The following is a 13427-nucleotide window of genomic DNA, read 5'->3' on the forward strand; positions in this document are numbered from 1 at the left end:
GGGAGGATGCGATCTAGGCGCGGTCACTCGCTGCCGCCGGTAACCGGAAACAGATCGGACGCGTTAAATATTGCAAGGCTTCGGCCTTGCATTTTTTTTGTGCAGATTTCTGCGCCCGCGCAGTCGCTGCGTTGCGTGGTTCGGGCGTGCAGCGTCCACGCCGTCTCAGTCGATGATCGGGGCGATGCGCGGGATGTCGTCGAAGTCGTAGCCGAGTTGGGTGGTCAGCACCCAGAGCGTCCCGAAGATGATCAGCGAGACGATGGTGGTGCGCAGGGCGGCGCGGCGGACATGCGAGCCGCGCGGGGCGCTGGAGGTGGTGCCCAGCGTGACGCTCTGGTCGTCATCCTGCGTCCGCAGGCTGAAGGGCAGGATGGCGAACAGCGTCACCCACCAGATCAGGAAGAAGACGGCGAAATAGGATACCCAGGTCACGTGACGATCTCCTCTTGGGTGCCGGTCAGACCTGCTCGAGCTCGATCAGGGTACCCTGAAAGTCCTTCGGGTGCAGGAACAGCACAGGCTTGCCATGCGCGCCGATCTTCGGCTCGCCGTCGCCGAGCACCCGCGCGCCCGCTGCCTTCAGCCGGTCGCGCGCGGCGATGATGTCGTCGACCTCGTAGCAGACGTGGTGCATGCCGCCGGCCGGATTCTTCGCCAGGAAGGCTGCGATCGGCGATGCCTCGCCAAGCGGCTCGAGGAGTTCCACCTTGGTGTTGCCGAGCTCGATGAAGACGACGGTGACGCCATGCTCCGGCAGCAGCTGCGGCGCCGTTACGGTCGCGCCAAGGGTATCACGGTACATGGCGCTGGCCGATGCCAGATCCGGGACGGCGATGGCGACGTGGTTCAGGCGTCCGAGCATGGTGTCCTCCGTGAAGGGCGAGCGGTGAAGGGCGAATAGCGAATGGCGAATGGCGAATAGTCATTGCGACCGGACGATCCGCGATCCCACCATTCGCCATTCGCCATTCGCCATTCGCCATTCGCCATTCGCCATTCGCCCCTCCGTCTCACCGCGTCACGAACACCGTGACGATCGGCTTCTTGCCCCAGGCCTGGTTGGCGGAGTTGCGCACCGCGCGGCGCACCGCCTCGAGCACGAGGTCGAGGTCTTTTCGCCTGACACGGGGGATGCTTTCAACGGCGCCGATCGCCGCATCCAGGAGAAGGTCCTCGAAGTTGCCGCCGGCGCGATCGTTCGCGGGCAGGCCGATGGCGATCAGGTCGGGGTCGCCGGCGAGATCGTACTTCTCATCCATGACGACGTTGACGGCGACGTGGCCGACATAGGAGAGCTTGCGGCGGTCCTTGACGCCGACTTCCTCCTCGTTGCCGATGATCGTGCCATCCTTGAAGATGCGACCGAAGGGAACCTGGTCGACGATCTCCGGCTCGCCGGGCGCGATCTTGAACACGTCGCCGTTGCGGACCCGGGCGATGTGCGGAATGCCGGCGGCCGCACCGAGCGCGCCCTGCGCGACCAGATGGGCAGCCTCGCCATGGACCGGGACGAGGATCTGCGGCCGCACCCATTCATACATGCGACGGAGTTCGGCGCGGCGCGGATGACCCGACACGTGGACCAGTGCCTCGCTGTCCTCGACGATGCGGATGCCCTGCTCGATCAGCTGGTTCTTGATCTCGAGGATGCCCTTCTCGTTGCCGGGGATGGTGCGCGAGGAGAAGATGACGATGTCGCCGGCGGTGAGCGCGACGCTGCGCATCTCGTCGCGTGCGAGCTTCGCCAGGGCTGCCCGCGGCTCGCCCTGGCTGCCGGTGCAGATGACGACGAGGTTCTCGCGCGGGATGAAGCCGAAATCCTCCTCGGCGATGAAATCGGGCAGGCCGTCCAAGTAGCCGAGCTCGGTGGCGACATCGATGACGCGCTTCAGCGACCGGCCAAGCACGAGGCACTGCCGCCCTGCGTCGCGTGCGGCCTCGGCAATCGAACGGATGCGCCCGACATTGGACGAGAAGGTGGTGACGGCGACGCGGCCGGGCGCTGCTTCGATGACCTGGCGCAGCCCCTGCCCCACCGCCTGTTCGGACGGCGAATCGCCTTCGCGCATGGCGTTGGTGGAATCGCAGATCAGCGCCGTGATGCCTTCCTCGCCGAGCGCCCGGAAGCGGGCCTCGTCGGTCATCGGTCCGATCTCCGGCTCGGGATCGATCTTCCAGTCGCCCGTGTGGATGATCCTGCCGACGGGAGTCGACAGGGCGAGCGAGACCGGCTCCGGGATGGAGTGCGTCACCGCTATGGCCTCGACGCCGAATGGCCCGACCGAGAAACGGTCGCCGGCGCGGTAGATTTCAACCGGGATCTTGGGCTTCGCGCCCGGCTCCGACTGGCGCTTGGCCTCGAGCAGGCCGGCCGTGAAAGGCGTCATCCAGACCGGGCAGCCGAGCTGCGGCCAGAGATCCAGCAGCGCGCCGTAGTGATCCTCGTGGGCATGGGTGATGATCATGCCGCGCAGGTTCTTCTTCTCCGACACGATGAATCGGATGTCGGGCAGGACAAGGTCGACGCCCGGAAGGTCGGGACCGGGAAATGTCACCCCGCAGTCCACGATGATCCATTCGCGCCGCTCGCGCGGCCCGAAGCCGTACAGCGCGAAGTTCATTCCGATTTCGCCAACGCCGCCGAGCGGCGCGAAGACCAGTTCGTCGCTCGAATTCTTCGCCATTTTCTCTCCTAGATCGCAGTGGCCGATGCCACGGCTCCGAAATGCACGTCACCTGCCGCCACGGGCCACACACGGCCCGTCCTGTCGCGGACGAGGAAGCGGCACTCCTCGTCGATCGTCTCGAATGTGCCCCGCACCACCTCGTCGCCGATCCTGACCGCGACGTCGGCACCGAGGCCTGCGGCGCGCGCCAGCCATGCGGTGCGGATGGCCGAGAGGCCCCTGCCCCGGTTCCAGGTGCGCTCGTGGCGCAGCCATGCGTCCGACAAAGCGAGGAAGAGGGTGTCGGCTGTACAGTCGGCGCCGAGGCCGGCCAGCGAAATCGCTGGATAAGGCAGGCCCTGGGGATGCGCCACGACGTTGACGCCGATGCCGATCGCCACCGCGAATCGTCCTTCGGGCAGCATGACCGATTCCAGCAGGATGCCGGCGAGCTTGGCGCCGTGGGCCAGAACGTCGTTCGGCCATTTGAGTTCGTAGCGGCCCGCGCCCTCCCGCCCATGGCCGCCGTCGGGGCCGACGGCGACGCGGGTTCCCGGTGCGACGGCCGAGAGCGCGTCGGCAAGGGCAAGACCGGCGACGAAGCCAAGCGTGGCTGCCTGCGGCAGCGGGCAGCAGTCGACGAGGAGCAGCGTGGCGGCAAGATTGCCGGACGGCGTCTCCCAGACCCGGCCGCGACGGCCGCGCCCGGTTTCCTGACGCCGCGCTGCCAGCCACAGCCGCCCCGGATCGCCCGCCCGAGCCCGGTCGAGCGCCTCCAGGTTGGTCGAGCCGATGCTGTCGAAGGCCTCGAGACGGTAGCCTTCAGTCAGGGCAGTCGGCGCGAGGGCAAATCCCATCGGCTCAGAAGAAAGTGCCGGCAGCGGCTTCCGCCATGCTCTCGATCGGGCCGCCGATCAGCACATAGAAGAAGACGAAGGCTCCGGCCACGGTCATGACGAGCCGCAACTCGCCGGCCATCGGCTGGAAGCCGCCGGTCGCCTCGTCGAACCACATGATCTTGATGACGCGCAGATAGTAGTAGGCGCCGACGACGGAGGCGAGCACGCCGATGACGGCGAGCGCATAAAGGCCGGAATCGATCGCGGCGAGGAAGACGTACCACTTGGCCCAGAAGCCGGCGAGCCAGGGGATGCCGGCGAGCGAGAACATCATGATGGTGAGGATGGTTGCCATCATCGGGTTGGTGGACGACAGCCCGGCGAGATCATCGATCTGCTCGACATTGCCTTCCTTGCGCCGCATGGCCAGGATGAAGGCGAAGGTGCCGAGCGTCATGATCAGGTAGATCAGCATGTAGAGCGCCACGCCGCGCACGCCGGCCTGCGAATTGGCTGCGAGGCCGACCAGCGCGTAGCCCATGTGGCCGATCGAGGAATAGGCCATCAGCCGCTTGATGTTGCGCTGGCCGATCGCGGCGAAGGCGCCGAGCAGCATCGAGGCGATGGAGATGAAGACGACGATCTGCTGCCAGTCGAAGGCGATCGGCTCGAAGGCGCCCATCGTGACGCGCACGATGAGCGCCATTGCCGCCATCTTCGGCGCCGCCGCGAAGAAGGCGGTGACCGGGGTCGGCGCGCCTTCGTAGACGTCGGGCGTCCACATGTGGAAGGGCACGGCCGAGATCTTGAAGGCGAGGCCCGCGAGCACGAAGACGAGGCCGAAGACCAGGCCGAGCTGGCGTTCGCCGCCGGCGAGCGACAGCGCGATGGCGTCGAAGCCGGTATTGCCGGTGTAGCCGTAGACGAGGCTGATGCCGTAGAGCAGCATGCCCGACGACAGCGCGCCAAGGACGAAATATTTCAGACCTGCCTCCGTCGAGCGCACGGAATCGCGGTTGATCGCGGCGATGACGTAGGCGGCGAGCGACTGCAGTTCGAGGCCCATGTAGAGCGTGATCATGTCGTTGGCCGACACCATCAGAAGCATGCCAAGCGTCGACAGCAGGATCAGCACCGGGAACTCGAACTTGTCGAACTTCTCGGCCTTGGCGAAGCCGACCGACATGACGAGCGTGACGATCGAACCGATCAGCGTCAGCATCTTCATGAAGCGGGCGAAGGGATCGCTGACGAAGACGCCGTTGAAGCCGAGCCCGTTCTCGCCGAAGAACAGCATCCACGCACCGGCGGCGATGAGGATCGCCACCGAGAGGCCGTTGACCAGCGTGGTCGACCGCTCGCCGGAGAAGACGCCGACCATGAGCATCGCCATCGCGCCGATGGCCAGCATCAGCTCGGGGGTGGCCAGTGCCAGACTGTAGGAGAGTTCAGGCGTCATCGTCCCACCAAACCTTTACTGCGCCAGAGCCGCCGCGGCGGTGGCCCGCCCGGCATCGATCGAGGCAGTGACATTGCTGACGAGCGCTTCGACCGAAGCGGCCGTCGCGTCGAGGATCGGCGACGGATAGACGCCGAAGAAGATCACCAGGATGACGAGCGGATAGATCACCGCCTTTTCCCGGGCCGAGAGGTCGAGCAGCCCCTTGAGGCTGTCCTTGGTCAGCGCGCCGAAGACCACCCGGCGGTAGAGCCAGAGCGCGTAGGCGGCCGACAGGACGACGCCGGTGGTGGCGAAGAAGGCGACCCAGGTGTTGGCCTGGAAGGCGCCGAGCAGCGTCATGAACTCGCCAACGAAGCCCGAGGTGCCCGGCAGGCCGACATTGGCCATGGTGAAGATCAGGAAGACGACGGCATATTTCGGCATGTTGTTGACGAGGCCGCCATAGGCCGCGATCTCGCGGGTGTGCATGCGGTCGTAGACGACGCCGACGCACAGAAACAGCGCGCCCGAGACGAGGCCGTGCGACAGCATCTGGAAGATCGCGCCCTGGATGCCGATGTCGTTCATCGTGAAGATGCCCATGGTGACGAAGCCCATGTGGGCGACGGACGAATAGGCGATCAGCTTCTTGATGTCCTCCTGCATCAGCGCCACCAGCGAGGTGTAGATGATGGCGATGACCGAGAGCGCGAAGACGAAGGGCGCGAAATCGGCCGAGGCGAGCGGGAACATCGGCAGCGAGAAGCGCAGGAAGCCGTAGCCGCCCATCTTCAGCAGGATGCCGGCGAGGATGACCGAACCGGCCGTCGGCGCTTCCACGTGCGCGTCGGGCAGCCAGGTATGGACCGGCCACATCGGCATCTTCACCGCGAAGGACGCGAAGAAGGCGAGCCAGAGCCAGGTCTGCATGTTCGCCGGGAAATCATGCGTCAGCAGCGTCGGGATGTCGGTGGTGCCGGCCTGCCAGTACATGGCCATGATGGCAAGCATCATCAGCACCGAGCCGAGCAGCGTGTAGAGGAAGAACTTGAACGATGCGTAGACGCGACGCTTGCCGCCCCACACCCCGATGATGATGAACATCGGGATCAGGCCGGCCTCGAAGAAGACGTAGAAGAGCACGATGTCGAGCGCGCAGAACACGCCGATCATCAGCGTTTCGAGCACGAGGAAGGCGATCATGTACTCCTTGACGCGCTTCTCGACCGACACCCAGGAGGCGAGGATGCAGAGTGGCATCAGGAAGGTCGTCAGGATGACGAACAGCATCGAGATGCCGTCGACGCCCATGTGATAGGCGATGCCCGAGCCGAGCCAGTCGGCCTTCTCGACGAACTGGAAGCCGGCCGTGCCCGGATCGAATGCCGCCCAGATGAACAGCGACAGGACGAAGGTGAAGGCGGTGGTGAACAGCGCGACGTTGCGGATGTTGCGGCGCGCGGCCGCACCCTCGTCCCGGATCATCAGGATCAGGAACGCCCCGACGAGCGGCAGGAAGGTGACCGTGGAGAGGATGGGCCACTCAGACATCAGAAATTGCTCCCCAGCATCATCCAGGTCACGAGCGCGGCGACGCCGATGAGCATGGCGAAGGCGTAGTGGTAGAGGTAGCCGCTCTGCAGCTTGACGACGCGGGCGGTGATGTCGCCGACGCGGGCGGACACGCCGTCCGGACCGAGCCCGTCGATCACGCGGCCGTCGCCGGTCTTCCACAGGAAGTGGCCGAGGCGCTTGGCGGGCCGCACGAACAGGAAGTCGTAGAGCTCGTCGAAGTACCACTTGTTCAGCAGGAAGGCATAGAGACCGCGATGCTGGGCGGCGAGCTGCTTCGGCGTCTCCGGCGAGCGGATGTAGAACTGGAAGGCGACACCGAAGCCGGTCAGCATGGCCACCAGCGGCGCGAGCTTCACCCAAAGCGGCACGTCGTGGAACTCGTGCAGGATGTGGTTCTCGGGCAGGATGAACAGGGCGCCCTTCCAGAATTCCTCGTAGCCGTGGCCGATGAAGAAATCGTGGAAGATGACGCCTGCGAACAGCGCGCCGAAGGCAAGCACGAACAGCGGCACAAGCATGACCATCGGCGATTCATGCACGTGGTGCATGACGTCGGCGGTGGCGCGCGGCTTGCCGTGGAAGGTCATGAAGATCAGCCGCCAGGAGTAGAAGCTGGTGAACATGGCCGCGACGACCAGCAGCACGAACGCGAAGGGTGCTGCCGCACCGTGGGCGGCGAAGGCACCCTCGATGATGGCGTCCTTGGAGAAGAAGCCGGCGGTGCCGATGATGGTGGCGGGAATGCCCACGCCGGTGAGCGCCAGCGTGCCGATGACCATCATCCAGTAGGTCCAGGGAATGAGCTTCCTCAGCCCGCCCATGCGGCGCATGTCCTGCTCGTCGGAGACGGCGTGGATGACCGAGCCGGAGCCGAGGAACAGCAGCGCCTTGAAGAAGGCATGCGTGAACAGGTGGAAGATCGCGGCGGAGTAGAAGCCGAGCCCGATGGCCACGAACATGTAGCCGAGCTGCGAGCAGGTGGAATAGGCGATGACGCGCTTGATGTCGTTCTGCACCAGGCCAACGGTCGCCGCGAAGAAGGCGGTGAAGGCGCCGATGACGGTGACGACGAGAAGCGCTGTGTGCGACAGCTCGAAGATCGGCGACAGGCGCGCGACCATGAAGACGCCGGCCGTCACCATGGTGGCGGCGTGGATCAGCGCCGACACCGGGGTCGGGCCCTCCATGGCGTCAGGCAGCCAGGTGTGCAGCGGCACCTGCGCCGACTTGCCCATGGCGCCCATGAAGAGCAGCAGGCAGACGACGGTGATGGCGGCATGGCGGTCGAGTTCGTAGCCGAGGAAGTTCAGCACCGCGGGGCCGTGCGCGGCCGCCTCCGCGCCCTCGGCCGGGATGAAGGCCTGGGTGCTGGCGAAGATCGTGCCGAACTCGATCGAGCCGAACAGCACGAAGACGCCGAAGATGCCGAGCGCGAAGCCGAAGTCGCCGACGCGGTTGACGATGAAGGCCTTCATGGCGGCGGCGTTGGCCGACGGTTTCTTGTACCAGAAACCGATCAGCAGATAGGACGCCAGGCCCACCCCTTCCCAGCCGAAGAACATCTGGACGAGGTTGTCCGACGTCACCAGCATCAGCATGGCGAAGGTGAAGAGCGACAGATAGGCGAAGAAGCGCGGCCGATGCGGGTCGTGGTGCATGTAGCCGATCGAGTAGATGTGGACGAGTGCGGAGACCGAGTTCACCACGACCAGCATGACCACGGTCAGCGTGTCGATCCGGAAGGCCCAGGAGACGTTGAGGCCGGCGGTCTCGATGAAGCGCAGCACCGGCACGGTGAAGACCTCGCCCTCGCCGAAGCCGACACTGAAGAAGGCCACCCACGACAGGAGCGCGGCAACCAAGAGCAGGCCCGAGGTGACGTATTCCGCAGCCTTCGCGCCGATCGCATTGCCGAAAAGGCCGGCGACCAGGAAGCCGAGGAGCGGGAGGAAGACGATCGCGTGATACATGGTCTGCCGATCAGCCCTTCATCATGTTGACGTCTTCGACGTCGATCGAGCCGCGGTTGCGGAAGAAGACGACGAGAATGGCAAGCCCGATCGCGGCCTCGGCGGCGGCGACGGTGAGCACGAACAGGGCGAAGACCTGTCCGACGAGGTCGCCGAGCTCGGCCGAGAAGGCGACGAAGTTGATGTTGACCGCGAGCAGGATCAGCTCGACCGACATCAGGATGATGATGACGTTCTTGCGGTTCAGGAAGATGCCGAACACGCCGAGCGTGAACAGGATCGCCGAGACGGTGAGGAAATGCGCGATGCCGACTTCCATGATCTGTCCTCAGATTCCCTTGCCGGTCTCGACGTCGACCACCTCGATGGCGGTGGCCGGCGTGCGGGCCACCTGGGCGGAGATCGACTGGCGTTTGACGCCTTCCTTGTGGCGCAGCGTCAGCACGATGGCCCCGATCATCGCCACCAGCAGCACCATGCCGGCGATCTGGAAGAAGAACAGGAAGTCGGTGTACAGAACGTCGCCGAGCGCCGCGGTGTTGGACCGCAGCAGCGGCGGCGGGATCGGCCGCGTGATCTCGCCGGCCAGTTGCGGCGCCAGCGTGTAGCCGCCGACGACGATGATCAGCTCTGCCGCGAGGATGAGACCCACCAGCGCGCCGATCGGCGCATATTGCAGCGCGCCCTGCTTCAGCTCGGCGAAGTCGACGTCGAGCATCATGACGACGAACAGGAACAGCACCGCCACGGCGCCGACATAGACGACGAGCAGGATCATCGCCAGGAACTCGGCGCCCGTGAGCAGGAAGAGCCCGGCCGCGTTGAAGAAGGTCAGGATCAGGTAGAGCACGGAATGCACGGGGTTGCGGGCCGCGATCACCATGAAGGCGCTCGCCACCGCGATGAAGGCGAACACGTAGAAGAAGATCGCCTCTAGTCCTGTCAGCATGGGTTTCCCCCGGTTTCGGCGGCGCAGCTGCGCTGCGCCCTTGAGCGGCCCCCGGATCGTGCCGGTCCGGAACCGCGTTGTCCCTTAGACGAGCGGACCCCGCTCGTCCATCATTGGCGGATCACCTGTAGGGCGAATCCAGTGCGATGTTGCGCGCGAGCTCGCGCTCCCAGCGGTCGCCGTTGGCGAGCAGCTTGTCCTTGTCGTAGTAGAGTTCCTCGCGCGTCTCGGTCGAGAACTCGAAGTTCGGTCCCTCGACGATCGCGTCGACCGGGCAGGCCTCCTGGCAGAAGCCGCAATAGATGCACTTCACCATGTCGATGTCGTAGCGCACCGTGCGGCGCGTGCCGTCGTTGCGGCGCGGGCCGGCCTCGATGGTGATGGCCTGCGCCGGGCAGATCGCCTCGCACAGCTTGCAGGCGATGCAGCGCTCCTCGCCATTGGGATAGCGCCGCAGCGCGTGCTCGCCGCGGAAGCGCGGGCTGAGCGGCCCCTTCTCGTGCGGATAGTTGACCGTGTATTTCGGTGCGAACAGCTGCCGCATCGACAGGAAGAAGGCGCCGACGAATTCCTTCAGGAGCAGTGACTTGGCGGCTTGAGCGAGGGCCGACATGGCTATTCTCCGGAAAACAGGGGGGCGACGAAGAAGCCCACGATGGGCAGGAGCACCAGCTGGCTCATGCCCGTGACGTTGAGGACGCGCTTCGTCTCGGGAAGCTCGACACGTGTGGCGAGCAGCCGCAGCAACGCGAAATCGACGATGGCGATCACGAGGCCGACGAGAGCGCCGACGAGGCCCGCGCTCATGCCGACAGTCCCGTGATCTTCAGGAAGGCGGCCGTGGCGACGACCATGAACAGCGAGATCGGCAGGAACACCTTCCAGCCCAGCCGCATCAGCTGGTCGTAGCGGTAGCGCGGCACAAAAGCCTTCACCATGGCGAACATGAAGAAGACGAAGCAGATCTTGAGAACGAACCAGATCACGCCCGGCACCCAGGTGAAGGGCGCGAAGTCGAAGGGCGGCAGCCATCCGCCGAGGAAGAGGATGGTGGTGAGCGCGCACATCAGCACGATCGCCACGTATTCTCCAAGGAAGAACAGCAGGAACGGCGTCGAGGAATATTCCAGCATGTGGCCGGCCACCAGCTCCGATTCGGCCTCGACGAGGTCGAAGGGCGGGCGGTTCGTCTCGGCCAGCGCCGAAATGAAGAAGATCACGAACATCGGGAACAGCCCGAGCCAGTGCCAGTCGAGGAAGGTGTTGGGCAGGCCGAGCATGGTGCCGAGGCCGTCGACCTGCGACAGCACGATCGCCGACAGGTTCAGCGAACCGACGCAGAGCAGAACCGTGACGATGACGAAGCCGATGGAGACCTCGTAGGAGACCATCTGCGCGGCCGACCGCAGCGCGCCGAGGAACGGATATTTCGAGTTCGAAGCCCAGCCGCCCATGATGACGCCGTAGACCTCGAGCGAAGAGATGGCGAAGACGAACAGGATGCCGACATTGATGTCGGCGATGGCCCAGCCCGGTGCGACCGGAATGACCGCCCAGGCCGAGATCGCCAGCACCGCCGAGACCAGCGGCGCCAGCAGGAACACGCCCTTGTTTGCGCCCGACGGGATGACCGGCTCCTTGAAGACGAACTTCAAAAGGTCGGCAAAAGCCTGGAACAGCCCCCAGGGGCCGACGACGTTGGGGCCGCGGCGGCGCTGCACGGCGGCCCAGATCTTGCGGTCGGCATAGAGCAGGTAGGCGACCAGGATCAGGAGCACGACGATCAGGACGACCGACTTGAGCAGGATGATCAGCGCCGGCAGGACATAGATCGAGAAGAAGTCTTCCATGGTCCCTGCCCTATTCCGCAGCCTGCTTGAAGCCGTCCCGGGCGAGCGCCGAACATTCGGCCATCACCGCCGAGGCACGCGCGATCGGGTTGGTCAGATAGAAATCGGCAACCACCGGCATGAAGCGGGCGGTACCGATCTCGCCGCCACGCGATGCCAGCCGGGCGATGTCGCCCGGGTCGCCTGCCGCGATGTCGTCGATCCCGGCGAGATGCGGGTGCTCCGCGTAGAGCTTCGCGCGCAGCTGCGCCAGGGAATCGAAGGGCAGCTTCTTGCCCAGCACGTCGGACAGCGCACGCAGGATTGCCCAGTCTTCCTTCGCCTCGCCCGGCGCGAAGCCGGCGCGGGTTGTCATCTGAACGCGGCCCTCGGTGTTGACGAAGGTGCCCGACTTCTCCGTGTAGGTGGCGCCCGGCAGGATGACGTCGGCGCGGTGCGCGCCCTTGTCGCCATGGCTTCCGATATAGACTGTGAAGGCCTGGCCCATGGCATCGGTGGCCAGTTCGTCGGCACCGAGCAGGAAGAGCACGTCGAGCGCACCCATCATTCCGGCCACGTCCCGGCCGCCCTCGCCCGGCACGAAGCCGATGTCGAGGCCGCCGACGCGCGCTGCCGCCGTGTGCAGGACGCCGAAGCCGTTCCAGCCCTCGCTCACCACGCCGGTGTCGGCAGCGATCTTTGCCGCCAGCGAGAGAACGGCTGCACCGTCGGGCCGTGCCAGAGCGCCCTGGCCGATGATGATCATCGGCCGGGTGGCCTTCTTCAGCACATCGAGGAAGGAAATGCCGCCGGCGGCCAGTTCCTTCAGCGTCTCGGCGCCGGCGCCCAGTATCTCGTGGTCGTAGCGCAGGTCGGCCGCTTCGCCGACGACGCCGATGGGGAAGTTGCCCATGCGCCAGCGCTTGCGGATGCGGGCATTGAGCACCGAAGCCTCGAAGCGGGGATTGGAGCCGACGATCAGCAGTGCATCGGCGCTCTCGATGCCCTCGATCGTCGGATTGAAGAGGTAGGAAGCGCGGCCGAGCGACGGGTCGAGTGCTGCGCCGTCCTGGCGGCAGTCGATGTTGCGCGAACCGAGCGCCGTCATCAGCCCCTTCAGTGCATACATCTCCTCGACGCTGGCGAGATCGCCGGCGATCGCGCCGATGCGATCCGACTTCGCCGAAGCGACGCGTTCGCAGATGGCGGCGAAGGCTTCGGCCCAGGAGGCGGGTGCCAGCCGGCCGTTCCGACGAACGTAGGGCCGGTCGAGCCGCTGCGAGCGCAGGCCGTCCCAGACGAAGCGGGTCTTGTCGGAGATCCACTCCTCGTTCACCGCCTCGTTGACGCGCGGCAGGATGCGCATGACCTCGCGGCCGCGCGTGTCGACGCGGATCGCCGAGCCGACGGCGTCCATGACGTCGATCGATTCGGTCTTGGTCAGCTCCCATGGACGCGCCTGGAAGGCATAGGGCTTCGAGGTCAGCGCGCCGACCGGGCAGAGGTCGATGACGTTGCCCTGGAGCTCCGAGGTCATGGCCTGCTCGAGATACGTGGTGATCTCGGCATCCTCGCCGCGGCCGATCAGGCCGAGTTCAGAAATTCCAGCCACTTCCGTCGTGAACCTCACGCAACGCGTGCAGTGGATGCAACGCGTCATGATGGTCTTGACGAGCGGGCCGATGTACTTGTCTTCGACGGCGCGCTTGTTCTCGTGGTAGCGCGACGCGTCGACGCCGAAGGCCATCGCCTGGTCCTGCAGGTCGCATTCGCCGCCCTGGTCGCAGATCGGGCAGTCGAGCGGATGGTTGATGAGGAGGAACTCCATCACCCCCTCGCGCGCCTTCTTGACCATCGGCGTGTTGGTGAAGATCTCGGGCGCTTCGCCGTTGGGGCCGGGGCGCAGGTCGCGCACCCCCATGGCGCAGGAGGCGGCGGGCTTGGGCGGGCCGCCCTTCACCTCGACCAGGCACATGCGGCAATTACCGGCGATCGAGAGCCGCTCGTGGAAACAGAAACGGGGAACCTCCGCACCGGCCTCTTCCGCCGCCTGCAGCAGCGTGTAGTGGTCGGGTACCTCGATCTCTTTCCCGTCGACCTTGATCTTAGCCATGCCGTCTTCCGATCTCCGCAACGCTCCAGCGGCGCTGCATGC

General features: G+C 65.6%; 13 protein-coding genes. All 13 read right to left on the reverse strand.

Annotated elements, in window-relative coordinates; genetic code table 11:
* Positions 1 to 165: 165 nt before the first annotated feature.
* Positions 166 to 435, reverse strand: a complete 270-nt coding sequence (locus N1F91_RS21860; RefSeq protein WP_289995417.1) for a DUF1467 family protein — start codon at positions 433 to 435, stop codon at positions 166 to 168.
* A gap of 25 nt (positions 436 to 460) precedes the next feature.
* The gene (gene mce, locus N1F91_RS21865) at positions 461 to 865 is read right to left on the reverse strand and encodes a methylmalonyl-CoA epimerase (protein WP_289995418.1); all 405 of its coding nucleotides are present in this window, start codon (positions 863 to 865) and stop codon (positions 461 to 463) included.
* Between the two features lie 148 nt (positions 866 to 1013).
* The gene (locus N1F91_RS21870; protein ID WP_289995419.1) at positions 1014 to 2687 is read right to left on the reverse strand and encodes a ribonuclease J; all 1674 of its coding nucleotides are present in this window, start codon (positions 2685 to 2687) and stop codon (positions 1014 to 1016) included.
* 8 nt (positions 2688 to 2695) lie between these two features.
* Positions 2696 to 3526, reverse strand: coding sequence for a biotin--[acetyl-CoA-carboxylase] ligase (locus N1F91_RS21875; protein WP_289995420.1), 831 nt, complete (start codon positions 3524 to 3526; stop codon positions 2696 to 2698).
* 4 nt (positions 3527 to 3530) lie between these two features.
* A complete protein-coding gene (gene nuoN / locus N1F91_RS21880) occupies positions 3531 to 4967 on the reverse strand; it encodes an NADH-quinone oxidoreductase subunit NuoN (RefSeq protein WP_289995421.1) in 1437 nt (478 codons plus the stop codon).
* A gap of 15 nt (positions 4968 to 4982) precedes the next feature.
* Positions 4983 to 6500: an NADH-quinone oxidoreductase subunit M gene (locus tag N1F91_RS21885; protein ID WP_289995422.1), complete on the reverse strand. Its 1518-nt coding sequence runs from the start codon at positions 6498 to 6500 to the stop codon at positions 4983 to 4985.
* Entirely contained in the window at positions 6500 to 8494 is a 1995-nt protein-coding gene (gene nuoL / locus N1F91_RS21890; protein WP_289995423.1) for an NADH-quinone oxidoreductase subunit L, read from the reverse strand. Before nuoL ends, N1F91_RS21885 begins: the two co-directional genes overlap by 1 nt.
* Before the next feature lie 10 nt (positions 8495 to 8504).
* Positions 8505 to 8813, reverse strand: a complete 309-nt coding sequence (gene nuoK, locus N1F91_RS21895; protein WP_289995424.1) for an NADH-quinone oxidoreductase subunit NuoK — start codon at positions 8811 to 8813, stop codon at positions 8505 to 8507.
* Between the two features lie 9 nt (positions 8814 to 8822).
* Positions 8823 to 9443 (reverse strand): NADH-quinone oxidoreductase subunit J, encoded by a 621-nt coding sequence (locus N1F91_RS21900; protein WP_289995426.1) that lies wholly within the window; start codon positions 9441 to 9443, stop codon positions 8823 to 8825.
* A 121-nt stretch (positions 9444 to 9564) separates the two neighbouring features.
* Complete coding sequence (gene nuoI, locus N1F91_RS21905; RefSeq protein WP_126701320.1) at positions 9565 to 10056, reverse strand: NADH-quinone oxidoreductase subunit NuoI; 492 nt, start codon at positions 10054 to 10056, stop codon at positions 9565 to 9567.
* A 2-nt stretch (positions 10057 to 10058) separates the two neighbouring features.
* Complete coding sequence (locus N1F91_RS21910; RefSeq protein ID WP_289995428.1) at positions 10059 to 10250, reverse strand: hypothetical protein; 192 nt, start codon at positions 10248 to 10250, stop codon at positions 10059 to 10061.
* Positions 10247 to 11293: an NADH-quinone oxidoreductase subunit NuoH gene (gene nuoH, locus N1F91_RS21915; RefSeq protein WP_289995430.1), complete on the reverse strand. Its 1047-nt coding sequence runs from the start codon at positions 11291 to 11293 to the stop codon at positions 10247 to 10249. The genes N1F91_RS21910 and nuoH overlap by 4 nt, the downstream gene beginning before the upstream one ends.
* A 10-nt stretch (positions 11294 to 11303) precedes the next feature.
* Entirely contained in the window at positions 11304 to 13385 is a 2082-nt protein-coding gene (nuoG, locus tag N1F91_RS21920; RefSeq protein WP_289995431.1) for an NADH-quinone oxidoreductase subunit NuoG, read from the reverse strand.
* Between the last annotated feature and the right edge of the window lie 42 nt (positions 13386 to 13427).

Origin of the sequence: Aquibium sp. ELW1220 (assembly GCF_030398385.1) — a bacterium.
Lineage (GTDB): Bacteria > Pseudomonadota > Alphaproteobacteria > Rhizobiales > Rhizobiaceae > Aquibium.

Coding starts and splice junctions, on each gene's coding strand:
- mce (WP_289995418.1), bottom strand. CDS start 865: ATGCTCGGACGCCTGAACCACGTCGCCATCGCCGTCCCGGATCTGGCA.
- N1F91_RS21870 (WP_289995419.1), bottom strand. CDS start 2,687: ATGGCGAAGAATTCGAGCGACGAACTGGTCTTCGCGCCGCTCGGCGGC.
- N1F91_RS21875 (WP_289995420.1), bottom strand. CDS start 3,526: ATGGGATTTGCCCTCGCGCCGACTGCCCTGACTGAAGGCTACCGTCTC.
- nuoN (WP_289995421.1), bottom strand. CDS start 4,967: ATGACGCCTGAACTCTCCTACAGTCTGGCACTGGCCACCCCCGAGCTG.
- N1F91_RS21885 (WP_289995422.1), bottom strand. CDS start 6,500: ATGTCTGAGTGGCCCATCCTCTCCACGGTCACCTTCCTGCCGCTCGTC.
- nuoL (WP_289995423.1), bottom strand. CDS start 8,494: ATGTATCACGCGATCGTCTTCCTCCCGCTCCTCGGCTTCCTGGTCGCC.
- nuoK (WP_289995424.1), bottom strand. CDS start 8,813: ATGGAAGTCGGCATCGCGCATTTCCTCACCGTCTCGGCGATCCTGTTC.
- N1F91_RS21900 (WP_289995426.1), bottom strand. CDS start 9,443: ATGCTGACAGGACTAGAGGCGATCTTCTTCTACGTGTTCGCCTTCATC.
- nuoI (WP_126701320.1), bottom strand. CDS start 10,056: ATGTCGGCCCTCGCTCAAGCCGCCAAGTCACTGCTCCTGAAGGAATTC.
- N1F91_RS21910 (WP_289995428.1), bottom strand. CDS start 10,250: ATGAGCGCGGGCCTCGTCGGCGCTCTCGTCGGCCTCGTGATCGCCATC.
- nuoH (WP_289995430.1), bottom strand. CDS start 11,293: ATGGAAGACTTCTTCTCGATCTATGTCCTGCCGGCGCTGATCATCCTG.
- nuoG (WP_289995431.1), bottom strand. CDS start 13,385: ATGGCTAAGATCAAGGTCGACGGGAAAGAGATCGAGGTACCCGACCAC.